This window comes from Micromonospora sp. M42, from assembly GCF_000568915.1.
Classification (GTDB): Bacteria; Actinomycetota; Actinomycetes; order Mycobacteriales; family Micromonosporaceae; genus Micromonospora; species Micromonospora chalcea.
Map to the genome: position 1 here is coordinate 1453287 of NZ_KK037233.1, position 13525 is coordinate 1466811.

General features: G+C 71.1%; 19 protein-coding genes and 1 pseudogene. 7 read left to right on the forward strand and 13 right to left on the reverse strand.

Annotated elements, in window-relative coordinates; translation table 11 throughout:
- Positions 1-8: 8 nt before the first annotated feature.
- Complete coding sequence (locus MCBG_RS06420; RefSeq protein WP_043330220.1) at positions 9-602, forward strand: hypothetical protein; 594 nt, start codon at positions 9-11, stop codon at positions 600-602.
- 3 nt (positions 603-605) lie between these two features.
- On the opposite strand, the gene MCBG_RS06425 is transcribed toward MCBG_RS06420, so the two are convergent.
- From MCBG_RS06425 to MCBG_RS06445, 5 genes are all read right to left on the reverse strand, one after another.
- Complete coding sequence (locus tag MCBG_RS06425) at positions 606-1091, reverse strand: hypothetical protein (RefSeq protein ID WP_223201105.1); 486 nt, start codon at positions 1089-1091, stop codon at positions 606-608.
- A gap of 103 nt (positions 1092-1194) precedes the next feature.
- Positions 1195-1779 carry an SDR family NAD(P)-dependent oxidoreductase gene (locus tag MCBG_RS06430; protein WP_043324694.1) on the reverse strand — a complete coding sequence of 195 codons (585 nt, stop codon included), beginning with the start codon at positions 1777-1779 and terminating at the stop codon, positions 1195-1197.
- Between the two features lie 66 nt (positions 1780-1845).
- Positions 1846-2427 carry a dihydrofolate reductase family protein gene (locus tag MCBG_RS06435; RefSeq protein WP_043324695.1) on the reverse strand — a complete coding sequence of 194 codons (582 nt, stop codon included), beginning with the start codon at positions 2425-2427 and terminating at the stop codon, positions 1846-1848.
- Between the two features lie 66 nt (positions 2428-2493).
- The gene (locus tag MCBG_RS06440; RefSeq protein WP_223201106.1) at positions 2494-3333 is read right to left on the reverse strand and encodes a helix-turn-helix domain-containing protein; all 840 of its coding nucleotides are present in this window, start codon (positions 3331-3333) and stop codon (positions 2494-2496) included.
- 27 nt (positions 3334-3360) lie between these two features.
- Positions 3361-4545 carry an MFS transporter gene (locus MCBG_RS06445; protein ID WP_051610965.1) on the reverse strand — a complete coding sequence of 395 codons (1185 nt, stop codon included), beginning with the start codon at positions 4543-4545 and terminating at the stop codon, positions 3361-3363.
- A 132-nt stretch (positions 4546-4677) separates the two neighbouring features.
- Between MCBG_RS06445 and MCBG_RS31040 the strand changes: the two genes are divergently transcribed.
- The 3 genes from MCBG_RS31040 (at position 4678) to MCBG_RS06460 (ending at position 6562) form a co-directional block, all read left to right on the forward strand.
- A complete protein-coding gene (locus MCBG_RS31040; protein ID WP_051610967.1) occupies positions 4678-5271 on the forward strand; it encodes a CGNR zinc finger domain-containing protein in 594 nt (197 codons plus the stop codon).
- 194 nt (positions 5272-5465) lie between these two features.
- Positions 5466-5828, forward strand: a complete 363-nt coding sequence (locus MCBG_RS06455) for a nuclear transport factor 2 family protein (protein ID WP_043324696.1) — start codon at positions 5466-5468, stop codon at positions 5826-5828.
- A gap of 80 nt (positions 5829-5908) precedes the next feature.
- The gene (locus MCBG_RS06460; RefSeq protein ID WP_043324697.1) at positions 5909-6562 is read left to right on the forward strand and encodes a Type 1 glutamine amidotransferase-like domain-containing protein; all 654 of its coding nucleotides are present in this window, start codon (positions 5909-5911) and stop codon (positions 6560-6562) included.
- A gap of 16 nt (positions 6563-6578) precedes the next feature.
- Here MCBG_RS06460 and MCBG_RS06465 read toward each other — a convergent pair whose 3' ends face one another.
- The 3 genes from MCBG_RS06465 to MCBG_RS06475 all read right to left on the reverse strand — a co-directional run bounded on the left by MCBG_RS06465 (position 6579) and on the right by MCBG_RS06475 (position 8513).
- A complete protein-coding gene (locus MCBG_RS06465) occupies positions 6579-7502 on the reverse strand; it encodes an AEC family transporter (protein WP_043324698.1) in 924 nt (307 codons plus the stop codon).
- Between the two features lie 7 nt (positions 7503-7509).
- Positions 7510-8022 carry a hypothetical protein gene (locus MCBG_RS06470; protein ID WP_140946045.1) on the reverse strand — a complete coding sequence of 171 codons (513 nt, stop codon included), beginning with the start codon at positions 8020-8022 and terminating at the stop codon, positions 7510-7512.
- 62 nt (positions 8023-8084) lie between these two features.
- Positions 8085-8513 carry a YunG family protein gene (locus MCBG_RS06475; protein ID WP_051610969.1) on the reverse strand — a complete coding sequence of 143 codons (429 nt, stop codon included), beginning with the start codon at positions 8511-8513 and terminating at the stop codon, positions 8085-8087.
- Positions 8514-8572: 59 nt separating this feature from the next.
- Here MCBG_RS06475 and MCBG_RS06480 point away from each other — a divergent pair, with 59 nt between their 5' ends.
- Positions 8573-9157, forward strand: a complete 585-nt coding sequence (locus tag MCBG_RS06480) for a GIY-YIG nuclease family protein (RefSeq protein ID WP_043324700.1) — start codon at positions 8573-8575, stop codon at positions 9155-9157.
- 2 nt (positions 9158-9159) lie between these two features.
- Here the strand turns inward: MCBG_RS06480 and pyrE are convergent, their stop codons facing one another.
- From pyrE to MCBG_RS06505, 5 genes and pseudogenes are all read right to left on the reverse strand, one after another.
- A complete protein-coding gene (gene pyrE / locus MCBG_RS06485; protein ID WP_043324701.1) occupies positions 9160-9684 on the reverse strand; it encodes an orotate phosphoribosyltransferase in 525 nt (174 codons plus the stop codon).
- A gap of 26 nt (positions 9685-9710) precedes the next feature.
- Positions 9711-9884, reverse strand: a complete 174-nt coding sequence (locus tag MCBG_RS32930) for a hypothetical protein (RefSeq protein WP_181373691.1) — start codon at positions 9882-9884, stop codon at positions 9711-9713.
- The gene (locus tag MCBG_RS06495; protein ID WP_026268310.1) at positions 9881-10099 is read right to left on the reverse strand and encodes a hypothetical protein; all 219 of its coding nucleotides are present in this window, start codon (positions 10097-10099) and stop codon (positions 9881-9883) included. The genes MCBG_RS32930 and MCBG_RS06495 overlap by 4 nt, the downstream gene beginning before the upstream one ends.
- Positions 10096-10452, reverse strand: a pseudogene (locus MCBG_RS35025) (hypothetical protein); the annotation flags it as partial. The pseudogene MCBG_RS35025 and the gene MCBG_RS06495, both read right to left, overlap by 4 nt.
- Before the next feature lie 311 nt (positions 10453-10763).
- On the reverse strand, positions 10764-11954 hold the full coding sequence (locus MCBG_RS06505) for a helix-turn-helix domain-containing protein (RefSeq protein ID WP_043324704.1): 1191 nt from the start codon (positions 11952-11954) through the stop codon (positions 10764-10766).
- A 175-nt stretch (positions 11955-12129) separates the two neighbouring features.
- On the opposite strand from MCBG_RS06505, the gene MCBG_RS06510 reads away from it, so the two are divergent.
- Positions 12130-12876 carry a GntR family transcriptional regulator gene (locus MCBG_RS06510; protein WP_043324705.1) on the forward strand — a complete coding sequence of 249 codons (747 nt, stop codon included), beginning with the start codon at positions 12130-12132 and terminating at the stop codon, positions 12874-12876.
- 83 nt (positions 12877-12959) lie between these two features.
- Positions 12960-13508 carry an HD domain-containing protein gene (locus MCBG_RS06515; RefSeq protein ID WP_043324706.1) on the forward strand — a complete coding sequence of 183 codons (549 nt, stop codon included), beginning with the start codon at positions 12960-12962 and terminating at the stop codon, positions 13506-13508.
- Positions 13509-13525: the final 17 nt, after the last annotated feature.

A 13525-nucleotide genomic window follows, 5' to 3' on the forward strand; every position in this document is an offset into this window, starting at 1 on the left:
GGAGCGACGTGAGTACCGACATCTGGGGTGGGGTGGAGATCCGGCCGCACGGTACGGGTTCGCCGTGGGAGCTGACCGACATCAGCCTGCGGGAGGTCTCCACCAACTACGACGCCTTCGGCCTGCTGTTCGGTGTGCGCAACTTCGCCGGGTTCGAGCCGGTCGCGCCCGGCCGTGGCCTGCCGGACGACGTCAGCGCGAGCCTGCGCGCTCGTCACTTCACCGAACGCCATCACGACCCCACCTGGGTGTCGTGGGCGAAGGTGGCACGCATCGACTGGAGCGCGTCATCGCCCCGGGTGGACGACCGGATCCACGTGTACGACCTGACCGCCGAAGGACCGCGCTACCGGAGCAAGGCCACCCGGCACGGGCGAGCCTGGCGCGAGGTAGCCGGCGAGCACGCGGATCACCGGGGCAGCAGTTACCCGGAGGGCACCGAATGGCGCTCGGGAAACGTGATGTGGCGGGTGGAGCGCCTGTCCAACAGCGATGCGCTGCAGCGTGACCCGGCGCTGCGCGCGGTGCTGGAAGGCATGCGCGAGCTGGCCGAACGGCACGGCGAGGACAACGTACGACTCGTCGTCTGGTTCGACAGCTGACGCCTACCCGTACAGGCGCACGCGGTGGTCGACGTCGCGGTCCGGCGCGCCGAAGGATGCCACCGCACCGTGTCCGACGTGCACCAGCCACTCCTCGTAGTACCAGCTCGGATCGCACCCGCAGCCGGTGAACCGGAAGTTGGCCCGGTAGCGGCCGACCTGCCCGGGGGCGAGCGTGAACAGCCGTGCCGACGCCGACGGGCGCGGAAACGCCGCCGACCCGGGCAGCCGGTCCACGACGATGCACGCCTGGTCACGCCCGAGCCAGAGCCCGGCCTCGCGGGTCAGCGCGACGTCTCCGGCGCGTACCCCGTCCCGGTGCTCGTAGCCGGCTGCCCGGTCGGCTAGCACGTCGTGGACGACCACCTCGCCCTCCGGCAGTGCCCGGGGCAGCGGCATCGCCCGGACCAGTCCACGGCGGGCGTTCGCCGCGGGCGCGCCGCGAGCGTCGGCGGTCCACCGGACGCGGACCCGCTGGATGAGGATCACCGCCCAGGTGTACCCGCGCTGCCCGGCGCGCGCCAGCGGAAAAGGGAGAACTCTCCCCCGCCGCAGCCGTCCTTCCGGTCATCACCCTGGCCGTTCCCGATGGTCAGATGGTGAATCCGCCGTCGACGTTCACAGTCGCGCCGGTGACGTAACGCCCGTCCGGGCCGGCGAGGAACGCCACCGCGGCGGCCACGTCGGCCGGCTGCGCGTAGTGGCCGAGGGCGGTGAACCCGTTGATCGTGTCCGCGTTCGGGCCGTCGGCCGGGTTCAGCTCGGTGTCCGTGGCGCCGGGGTTCACCAGGTTCACGGTGATCGCTCGACCGCCGAGTTCGCGCCCGAGCGCCTTGGTCAGACCGATCAGGGCGGTCTTGCTCATCGCGTAGAGCGAGAAGCCCGGGAAGACCGCCCGCTCGGCCGTGTTGCTGCCGATGTTGACGATCCGCCCGCCCGCCGACATGTGGCGCACCGCGGCCTGCGAGGCGACGAACGGTGCCCGGACGTTCACCGCGACTGTCTGCTCGAACTCGTCGAGACTCAGCTGCTCCAGTTGTCCGAGCAGGAACGCGCCCGCGTTGTTGACCAGGATGTCCAACCGGCCCAGTTCCCCGGCCGCCCGGGCCACCGCCGCGCCGATGCCACGGCCACCACCGGTGACGAGAGCTACCTTGCCGTCGAGTGCGTTGTTCACGGGAGGAAGCCTGGTCGACGTCGGGCCGTCTGTCCGGCGGGGATCGGACGCCGCGTTCGCGCTCGGTCAGCGGCGCACCCGGTACCGCAGGTGAAGCACCCGCTCGCCCGGGAGCACGACGTCCGGATCCTCCAGCAGGTGCTGCGCGTCGACCGACCCGAAGAAGCGCTTGCCGGAGCCGAACACGACGGGTACGACGTCCATGCGTACCTCGTCGACCAGGCCCGCGGCGAGCGCCTGGCCGCCGACGTCACCGGCGGCGACCTCGACGATGCGGGCCCCCGCAAGTTCCTGCGCCCTGGCCACTGCCGCCTCGACGCCGTCGACGAAGTGGAACGGCGCGCCGAGGTTCCAACCCTCGGGCGGCGGCCGGTGCGTCACGACGACCACGTGGGCGATGCCGCTCGGCGGCGTCCCGTCCCAGCCGTCGGTCAGGTCGAACACGTGCCGCCCGACGACAGTCACCCCGATCCGGTCCCAGTACGGCCTGATGTAGTCGTGGGACGTCTGCGACACCCGCAACGCGCCGCTGTCGTCCAGCGGGACGTCCCCGCTGGTCAACCAGTCGAACAGCGGCCCGGGCTGGTCGTTGTCGTCCGCGACGAAGCCGTCCACCGACACCGAGCTGTACAGGACCACAGTGCCCACGCCGGTTCTCCTCTGCCTCGGGTGCCCCCAAGTTAGCGGGCCGTGGACCGCTGTTCTTGTAGGAAATCAATCGGCCGGCAGCGACCAGCCGTCGATCACGTGGCCGGGGTGTTCGCGCAGGAACCGCCGCCGCACCTCGACGTACCGGGTCGGCGTGAGCCCGGTGAACGCCCGGAACTCGTGGCCGAAGTGGGCCTGGTCGAAATAGCCCGCGTCGCTTGCCAGCTCGCCCCAGTCGACCGGGCGGGTGGGGTCGATCGCGAACACGGCGGCGGCGAAGCGGTAGGTGCGGGCCAGCCGCTTCGGCGTGACGCCGACGAGTTCCTTGAACCGCTGCGTCAGATGGGTGCTGCTGACACCGGCCGCCGTCCTCAGGTCACCGATCGGCACCGCGCCGCTCGTCGCCGCGATGACGCCGCTCGTGTGCCGGACCAGCCCCAGGCCGGTGGTCTCGGACAGCCGTCGCCTCAGCTCCTGTTCGAGCAGCGTCAGCATCTCGTGCGGCCCGTCGGCCGCGGCCAGCCGGTCGCGCAGCTCGGCCACGGCGGGCCGGCCCCAGACCTGCTCCAGCGTCACCGGCCGGTCGCACAGCTCGGCCGCGGGCATCGGCAGGAACGGCGCCAGGCCCCACGGCTTGACGTGTACGCCGACGGACCGGGTCGGGCGCGGGTAGCCGAACTCGAACGCGCGGGTGGGAGTGGAGATCACGCAGCCGTCGGCGTACCCGGTGGTTTCGATGTCGGTGCCGCCGCGGACGCGGAACGGCGCGCCGAGGTTGACGATGAGCAGCGCCGCCGGCATCGGCGGCAGCGTCAGCCGGGGGTACGGGGGCGTGCCGGCCAGGTAGTAGAAGTCGTCGATCAGCCCGTCCAGCGGCGGTCGAGGCACTCTGGACACGTACTCCACGCCCACAGCATCGCGGACGCCCCGCCGTCACCGTCGACGCCCCGCCGGGATCGACTCACGAACGGCCGCGCCGCCCTTGCTGTGCGGCGGCGGAATGAGTCGTTCGCCGAGGGCGAGCGCGAGGGCGACAGCGCCGAGCAGGGCGCCGATCAACATCGTGCCGGCGGCACCGTGGCTTTCCAGTACGAGGGCCCCGAAAAAGGCGCCGCCGGTGATGCCGACGTTGACGGCGGCGGACAGCGTCGCGGCGGCGAGATCGGAGCGGCCGGGCGCCACCTGAAGGACGAGGCCGCCGAGCGCCGCGGTGAACGCGGCGAACCCCAGTCCGGCGATTGCGATCAGGACGACGGCAACCGCCGGGTGGTGGCCGAACGCGTACAGGCCGAGCAGCGCCACGCACTGCAGTGCAACTGTCGCGACCAGGGCGGTCCACGGGCTGCGGTCGACTATCGGTCCGGCAGCGAGGATGCCGAGGACGCTGGCGACGCCGCGCGCCAGCAGGATGGTCGCGATCGACGCGGCGGGCAGTCCGGTGACCTCGGTGACGAACAGGGCGATGTAGGTGTAGGCGGCGATGGCGCCGGCGGTCGACAGGACGGCCACGACGACCAGGAGCCAGAATCGGCGGGAGTCGGGGGTTCTGCCCCGGTCGGCGTGCCCCTGTGCCGGCCCTGTCGACGGCAGTAACCAGGCCACCACGGCGAAGACGAGCACACCGAGCCCGGCCACCGCCAGGAACGATGCCCGCCAGCCGGCACGTTCACCCAGCCAGGTGCCCGCGGGCACGCCCAGGACCAGGGCGACGTTGCCGCCGGCGAACACGATCGCGACCACCCGTCCGTGCAGTCCGGGCCGGAACAGCTCAGCCGCGGTCGGCACGACGACCGCCCAGAACAACGCATGAGTGGCCGCGGTGGCGATCCTGGCTGCCATCAGCATGGTGAACGTACTCGCGAACACCGTGATCGCGTTGCTGACGACGAAGCCGACCAGGAGCGCCGACAGCAGCCGTCGGCGAGGAACTCTGCGCACCAACGCCGTCAACGGGACCGAGGCGACCATCACCACCGCGCCGTACACGGTGACGAGCATGCCCACTTGGGACGGCGGAACGGCCAGGTCCACGGCCATCGGCAACAGCAGCCCGATCGGCAGCGCCTCGGCTGCGGTGTAGAGGAACGTTCCGCCGGCGAGGCCGATCAGCGCGCCCACTGCCCGCCGGTGTGCGTGCGCCTGGCCCATCGTTACCCCCTAAACCGGCTATGACGGAAACACTCTAGGAACGTTCTCGTCGCGGGGCAACTGGTAAAGTCGGTTTTGATGGAAACAGCAGGGGTTACGCGGATGCGCCTGGTCGGCGGCGACCTCGCGCTGGACTTCCTCAACACCCGCGCCGGCCCACCCGTCGGGCCTCCGGACGATGACGTGCTCACCGGCTACGCCGACCTGATCGCCTGGAGCGTGTACGCGGGCACCCTCACCGAAACGGACGCGGCGGCGTTGCGCCGGCTGTCCCGCGGCAGTCCGGACAGCACCCACACCGCCTTCGCGCAGGCACTGCGCACCCGTGACTACCTGGACGAGGTGTTCCGGCCACTGGCCGCCGGCGAGGACCCGGGCGTAGCGGCGCTGACCCGGCTGCGCGACGACGAAGCCGACGCGCTCGCCCACGCACAGCTCATGCGCGGGAAGACATTCGCATGGTCCTGGCGGGACGACCACACGCTCGCCCGGCCCTTACGGCCGGTGGTCCATGCGGCGGTCCAGCTTCTCACCACGGGTGCGCTCGACCGGATAAAGCGATGCGCGGGCTGCCGCTTCCTGTTCATCGACGAGAGCAAGAACCGCAGCCGTCGCTGGTGCAGCATGGACGACTGCGGGACCGCAGAGAAGATCCGCCGCTACGTCGAGGTACGACGCATCCGCACAAGACGGTGAGCACACGGCGCGAGACGGCCGGCCGCAGCGCCTTCGAGGAGCAGATGTGGGCACGCGCCGGCAGGTGGGCGGAGATCACAACGGGACGGTCGTGGCCCGCCGCATGGCTGCGTCCCTACCGTCCGAATCTGCTCGCGTTCTGCTGACCGCGAAGACGTCTGCACGAGGTCTCACCCACCGGCCATGCTGGCTCGGTGGATTCGCCGAGACGCCCTACCTCCCAGGCCCTGCTCACGAACCTCTACGCGGCCTTCAACAGGCGTGACATCCCCACGCTGCTGGCCGCCATGACGCCTGATGTCTCGTGGCCCAACGGCTGGGAGGGAGGCGTCCTTCGCGGCCGGGACCAGGTGAGTGCCTACTGGCGCCGGCAGTGGGACCAGCTCGAACCTGTTGTCACGCCGACCGCGTTCAGCACGGAGGCCGACGGCCGCATTGCCGTCACCGTTCTTCAGGTCGTCCACGACAAAGCCGGAGCGAAGCTCGCCGACCACACCGTCACGCACGTCTACCGCCTCGGCAACGGCCTGGTGGCAGAGATGGAGATCCGCGAGTGACGCGAGGCGTGGCGATGAGTTTCGATACGGTGCCCGGTCTGCATTCCCGTGCACCCAACCGCTACGCACCGGAGGTAGGCGTGAAGCTTCTTCTCACATCCGCGGGCGTCCAGAACCCGAGCATCCAGGATGCGCTGGTCGGCCTGCTGGGCAAGCCGATCGCCGAGTCCACCGCCCTCTGCATTCCCACGGCCGCCTACCCGATGGGCGGGCCGGCCTCGGCCTGGCGCTTCATCACCGGTCAGACACCGCTGCCCATGACCGGCCTGGGCTGGAAGTCGCTGGGCGTCCTGGAGCTGACCGCGCTGCCCAGCATCGGCGAGGAACGGTGGGTCCCCTGGGTACGGGAGGCGGACGTCATCCTGGTCCACGGCGGCGACGCGACGTACCTGTGCCACTGGATGCGGCAGTCCGGGCTGGCGGATCTGCTGCCGTCGCTGCGGGACACCGTCTGGGTGGGGCTGAGCGCGGGGAGCATGGTGCTGACCCCCCGTGTCGGGAGGGACTTCGTCGAGTGGCAGTCCGCGCCCGACGACCGCACGCTGGGGCTCGTCGACTTCTCGATCTTCCCGCACCTGGGCCTCGAACCGGACAACACCATGGCGAACGCCGAGAAGTGGGCGGCCGAGATCGCGGGTCCGGCGTACGCGATCGACGACCAGACTGCGATCACAGTGGTCGACGGCGCCGTCGAGGTCGTCTCCGAGGGGCACTGGAGGCGGTTCCCCGCGTAGCGGCGATCGACCGGAGCTAGCCGAGCAGCGCCGCCGCCGCGGCCACCGTGACCAGCGACAGCGTCGTGGTCACCACCACCGCCCGGTTGGCCACCGTCTCGCCGACGCCGTACTCCTGCGCGAAGATGAACGTGTTCTGCGCCGTCGGCAGGCCCGCGCACACCACCACGGCGAGCAACTGCGGCGCGGGCAGGTGCAGGGCCAGCCCGGCCGCGTACGCGATGACCGGCTGCGCGACCAGCTTCAGCGCGGTGATCACGGCGAGCGCGGCGGGCTCGACCGGCTCGGCCCGCGACGGCGCCGTGCGGTGCAGCGACGCGCCGAGCGCGACCAGCGCGGCCGGAACCGCGGCGCCCGCCAGCAGGGTCAGCGGCGCGGCCGCCACCGACGGCAGACGCAGCCCGGCAGCCGAGCACGCGACACCGAGCAGCGACGCCAGGATCACCGGATTGCGTACGGGCAGGGAGGCGATCCGGCGCACCCGCACCCGCCCGGCGGGGTCGCGGTGCCGGTCCAGCGCGACCAGGATCACCGGCGTCACCACCAGCACCTGCAGCAGCACCACCTCGGCCAGGAACGACACGCTGCCGAGAACCTGCGTCGCGATCGGGATGCCGAGGTTCGCCGAGTTCACGTACCCGGCGGCCATGCCCCAGATCGGCCGTTCGCCGGGCCCGCGACCGAACAGCCGGCTCGCGCCGACCCACCCGAGCCCGACCACCGCGGCGGTGCTCACCCCGAAGGCGAGCAGCGAACGGCCGGCGAACCCGGACAGTGGCATCCGGGCCAGGGCCAGGAACAGGGCGGCCGGCATCGCGAGGTGGAACACGAACCGGCCGAGCACCGACGCCGCCGCCTCGCCCAGCAGGCCCCAGCGACAGGCCGCGTAGCCGACCGCGGTGAGGATCCAGATCGGTACGAACGCCGACACCAAGCTCATCCGGGCGTCACCGAAGGGCGGACGTCCGTGGCGTAGGAGAGGCGCCGGGTGCGGAGCCGACCACCAGGAAGGTGTTGTCGGGCCACTCGTAGGACTGGTCGCCACCGGGCGGGGCGGGCCGGAGGAAGACGATCCGCACCGTGCGGGGCCACCAGCGGGTCGGCTCCGACCAGGAGCACTGCACCCGCCGCTCCCCCGTGTCGGCGCAGTCCCCGACCTGTTCCCATCCGTCGAGCTGCCCGGCGACGGCGGACCGGACCTGCTCCCAGGCGGTCGTGGACGGCATGGCGTACGTGTCGACCATCGGCCGGCCGCGGTCGTTGCTCAGGTCGACGGAGACCTCGAGCGCCCGGTTGTCGACGACGTCCTCGTACGCGCCTTCCGGCAGCACGGTGGACGCCCCGGACGGCGCCGCGACGGAGACCGGTTCACCGGCCGTCGACCAGCGCACCCCGGCCACCGTCGCCGCGACCACGGCCAGCACGACGATCACCCCGGCGATCACCAGACGAACTCGCACAGGCGGGAGTCTATGAAGACCGCGCCAGCCGGACGAGTTCAGGCAACCCGCCGTCGCGACCGTCAACCCGGATTGCCGCCGTAGAGGGCGACGAGGACGCGGTCCCGCAGGATCTCGTACTGCATGCGGCAGCGCACGGGTGGGCCCGGCGGGCGCTGCTGAACCTGACCGCCGACAACGACTTCCGACGGCTGGAACTGGTCAGCAGTCAGGTCCACCTCGCGGCCGTCGGCCAGTCGATTCCAGTAGTGGTAGCCGACCCTGGCGTCTCCGGCGTGGACCTCGCCGAGGATCAGCTCTCCGCCGAGCAGGTCCTGGATGATCAGTGCGGTCACCCCGCACTGCCCACGGGCTGGGTTGCCGGCGTGCCAATCCTCCAGGTCGTGCGGGTCGCAGGTGTCCGCTCCCCAGCCGGCGCGCAGCACCGGCCGCAGCGTCTCCAGGTCGATCGCGAGCGGGACTGATAGTTGGTCTTGCTTCTCAAACGTCACCCGGGAAGGGTCGGCCCTCGACCGGGTCGAGAGTCAAGGGAACCCGCCAACCGCCTAGGATGGTCCCGGTGACCTTCCCCGAACGGCGATCTGCCGACGTCCCGACCGACGAAGAACGGGTCGACGATGCCCTGCGGTTGCTCTCCGGCCCGCCGGTCGCGCTCGACGTCGCCGTCAAGCGCCTCGCCCGTGGCAGCGGCGTCTACGCCTGGTGGGCCCTGCCCTCGGTCCTTCCCGACCTCCCCGGGCCGCCGAACGACAGCGACCCGTCGCGGCGGATGCTCTATCTCGGCCGGGCGACCAGCCTGCGGGGCCGGATCCTGCGCAACCATCTGCGACGGTCGGGCAGCTCGACGCTGCGCCGCACGCTGGCCGGGCTTCTCGTGTCCGAGGGCTACCGCACGACCTGGACAGACCGCGTCGTCCTGGTCCCCGAGGACGAGACACGGCTGACCGCGTGGATGCACGAGCACCTGCGCCTGACCTGGGCGGAGGATGCCGAGCCGGCGGACATCGAGGCCGAACTCGTCCGGCGTCTACACCCGCCGCTCAACGTCCACGGCGTCGACCCCGAGCACATCCAGGCAGCAGTGGTCGCCGCCAAGAACTCGTACAACGTCAGCAGCGGCCCGGCGCAGCCCTAGCCTTACGCCGTCAGTGCGGCTTCCAGATCCCGGCGGGTGAGGGCAGCGCGGAGGTGCAGTCCCTCGGCCGCCAGGTTCTCCCGGCCGCCCTGCTCGCGGTCGATGGCGCAGACCACCGTCTCCACCTGCGCGCCGACCGACCGCAGGTGTCCGCACGAGGCCAGGAGCGCGCCGCCGGTGGTCACGACGTCCTCGATCACCACGACCCGCAGACCGCTCACGGGCCCGCCCTCGGCCACCTTCGCGGTGCCGTACTCCTTCGCCTGCTTCCGCACGAAGACCGTGGGCAGCCCGGTCAGCTGTGACATCACCGTGGCGATCGGAATGCCACCCATCTCCATCCCCGCCAACACGTCGCACTCCGGCAGCAGAGCGACCATCGCCTCGGCGACCTCGCGCAGCAGTTCCGGCTTGCCCTCGAACAGGTACTTGTCGAAGTACTCGTCGCTGACCTGCCCGGATCGAAGATGGAACCGCCCGGTGAGATGGCAGGTGTCGTAGACGCGGCGCGCGAGCGGGTGAGTCACCCGCTCAGTCTCGCACCTGGCTGGCATCACACGATCCGCCGAAGGCGTACCCTCGGACGCTCGTTCCGCAGGTGACCCAGCTTGTGCTGGCGGACCTGCTCCTCCCACACCTCCTGGTCGTACCCCGGATCCGGCGCCGTCCACCGGTGCGACCCGTCGCTGTAGTGGAACTTCTCGTCCCCGGCCCGCAGCACGCTCACCGCACCCACCCCAGGAACCGCCGGTGCAACGTCCCCGCCGGCGCCCAGCTGAGATCCGCCGTCGCCCGCACGAGCTGCGCCCCCAGGTACACCGCCAGCGACACCGGCGCGCCCTCGTACTCCGCAAGCAGCTCCCGCCGCCGCGTCGCGCACGGCCACGGCGCACCGCATCCGCCGCACGTCCAGACCGGCAGCACCGGCCCGTGGGTGCTCACCCGCGCACCCCCAGGAAGCGGGCGACGCTCGCGCGCGCCTGCCGGCTGGTCGCCCACGCGACCTGCCAGCAGGGGTACGGAGTCAGCCGCGCCCGCCACAGCCGGCAACCCACGCACATGCCGTCCAGACCCCGTACGTGCACCGCGATGATCGCCTGTTCCGCCGCAGTGCTCACTGGTCCTCCTGGGGCGGCCAGTGGCCGCGATTGATCGGTACGCGGTGGCGGTTCCGGCACGGCAGCTCCGCACCGCAGCGGCACACCCACCGCCACTTCCGCCACGACCAGGCCGGGCGATGACGGCGTACGAGCGTCGACGCGACCGCGAGCAGGTAGCCCTCGTACGGCAGCCGCGGCCCGGCGGGTGCGGTGATGTCGGCATCCCGATGCGGCGCTTGCGCCGCTGCCGCCTCGCCGGGCGCTGCCTGCGCGTGATCGGATTCAGCCAGCCCGAGGATTCTCCGCTTCGCCGCCTCCCATTCGGCCTTCTGCGCTTCCTGGCCCGTGGGGCGCCAACGGTTCCGACCGCCCATCACCACCTCCGTCCGCTCCGGCGCGACGGATCACTTCACAAGGGAGTGCGGCGTCGAGCCCGGCAGGATGAGGCGTTTCCTCACCCGAAAACGGACACTAGGGCCGCATGGTGATGGAGAAATTACCGCTGGTTATGCCGCCAGACTGATGCCCAGCCGCCCGGCCAGCAGACGCAGCTCGTTCGGCACGGCCCGCCGCTTGGCCCGCTGCGCCATCGCGACGACGGCGTCCTGGGCGAGCGGGTTGAGCGAGAACGGCACCGGCGCTGCCTGTTCCGCGCGCACGAACGCTGCGATCGCCTCGTTGTCCCGGCGACCGGAATCGGCCAGTGCCCGCCCGAGGTCGAGCCAGTACGACATCTGCCGGATCGACGCCGCCAGCACCTGCGGCCGTACCGTGCGGGACAGCTCGATCACCCGGCCGGGCTCGCCGGACTCGGCCGCGATGGACATCTCCCACAGCGTCACGTTCGTCGGCCCGAACCCGCAGCCGTTGAACCCCATCCCGTCAGCCGGGTCACCCAGGGTCGCCGCTTCCCGGGCGGCCTCGGTCAGATGGCCACGCGCGGCGTCGAGACGCCCGCTGACTGTCGAGGCCAGAGCCGCGGACAGGTGCAACTGGCCGAGCATCTGCCGGACCCGCTCGTCGGACGCAGCGGATTGAAGCTCCGCGAGCGACCGATCAGCCGCCCGCGCGGCAAGAGACGCCGACTCGATCGGCAGGCTCTGCGCGTACGCGAAACGGGTCGCGCCCAGCCACGCCGCCTCCTCCACGTCCTCGGCCGCCGTCACCGCAACCCGCGCCGCGTTCAACGCCAGGTGGCGATAGCCGAGGTGCCGCAGGCAGGCCGACGCCTGGTACGCCACCTGTGCGAGTGCCGGTCCGCCCGCCGCAGCCGCCTCCAGCAGTAGGCCGGGCAGCATCTGGGCCATCGCCGGGAAGTTCGAGCGGTGGCGAAGCTGCTCACTGCGCGCGATGCCCGCCGCCAGTTCTTCCCGGCTGCGCGTCAACGGCCGCCGCTCGCCGTCCTCGATCTCGATCAGCGCCGACCAGATCGCCGGCACGCACTCCGCCGCGCGCTCACGTGCCGGGTCACCCGTCTCGGTGCCCTGACCGAGCAGATCCGCGACCGTGACCTGCAACGCGGCGGCGACGGCGACCAGAGTGGATCGTCTGTCGATCGTCTTGCGGCCGGACTCGACCTGGGAGATGTAGGACTGGCTGACGCCGGCAAGTCCCGCGAGGACGGCCTGACTCATCCCGCCACGGCGCATCCGCCAGTAGCGAATCCGGGCGCCGATCGTGTCGGCCTTGCTCGCCATGTCTCGCCTGCCTCCCAGGACGAGGGCTGGGACTTCGGCACCGGCCGGTGAGCCGGCATGCCCGTGCGCCAGTGTACGTGGATCGGTGCTCTCGCATTGACGTCGAGGGGTTCCTACCTGCCGCTCCCCCGCGCTCTGTGGTCGACTGGTTGGGCTGACCGGAGGTGCCGCCGACATGCCAATGCCGCCTGCCTACTTGGCTATCGCCGCCGACCTACGTGCCGCGATCCTGTCCGGAGAACTTCCCGCTGGAGCCAAGTTGCCGTCCGAATCCGGCCTGATGCGCCAGTACGACGTGAGCCGGACCGTCGCCAAGTGGGCCATCGCCGTGCTGAAGGGCGAGGGCATCGTGGAGGGTCGCGCCGGATCCGGCGTGTACGTCACAGGCACCACCCGACTGGTTCGTCATGCCCGGGGCCGCGACGTTCGCTCCGGCGACGGCCCGACGTCCTCGTTCGCCCGTGACGCGGCCGGCGCCGGGCAGCAGGGCACGTGGGAGCACGACAGCCGACACGAGCATGCCGACGAACGGATTGCCGCCCGGCTTGCCGTCGAACCGGGTGCGCCCGTGATGCGGACGTCATACCGCTTCCTCGCCGACGGCGAGCCGATACAGCTCTCCGTGTCGTACGAGCCGCTTGCCGTCACCCAGGGCACTCCGGTGGAGTGGCCTGAGGACAACGACATCAAGGGCGTCGTCGCACGCATGGACACCATCGGCGTACGGGTCGACGAGGTCGTGGAGCGCGTCAGCCTTCGATCAGCGACAGCCGGAGAGGTCGAGGCGCTCAACCTGCCGGCCCGCACATTCGTGCACACCATCGAGCGGACCTACACGGCGGGCGGTACGCCGGTGGAGACGGCCGACATCGTGCTACCAGGCGGCCGGTATGACCTCGTCTACCGTCTCCCCATCGACTGACGACTGGCGAGGGGGATGCGGTGTCGACGAGCTCAGCGGGTGAGAGGGCACTTCCGGTGGACAACGATCCTCATGCAGGAGCCATGAGCTTCATCTTCGAGGCCGGCGTGCTCAAGCGCGCCGCCCGGACCGGTTGGTGGTTCGCCGGTGTGAAGCACGCCGAGTCGGTCGCCGAGCACTCGTTCCGCACGGCGCTCATCGGCATGATGCTCGCAGCCATGGAGGGCGCCGACCCGGCTCGCGTCTCGATGTTGTGCATCCTGCACGACACGCAGGAAACCCGGATCACCGACATCCCCCACATCGCCAAGCGCTACCTCACCGCTGCGCCCAACACCGCCGTCACCGCCGACCAGGTCGCCGACTGCCCGCCCGCCGTAGCCGATCTGATCAACGCTGCCGTCGCCGAGTACGAGGCCGGCGAAACCCTGGAAGCGGTCGTGGCCCGGGACGCTGACAAGTTGGAGTGCCTCGTCCAAGCGGTCGAGTACCGGCATCAGGGAGTCGCGGACGTTCAACGCTGGATCGACAGCTCGCAGGCGGCACTCAAGACACCGTCCGCCCAGCGCCTAGCTGACGCCGCTCTCAACGGCGCACCGATGGCGTGGCTGAGTCCGCCCAGCCTGACATAGACGTCGGCTGCCGCCCG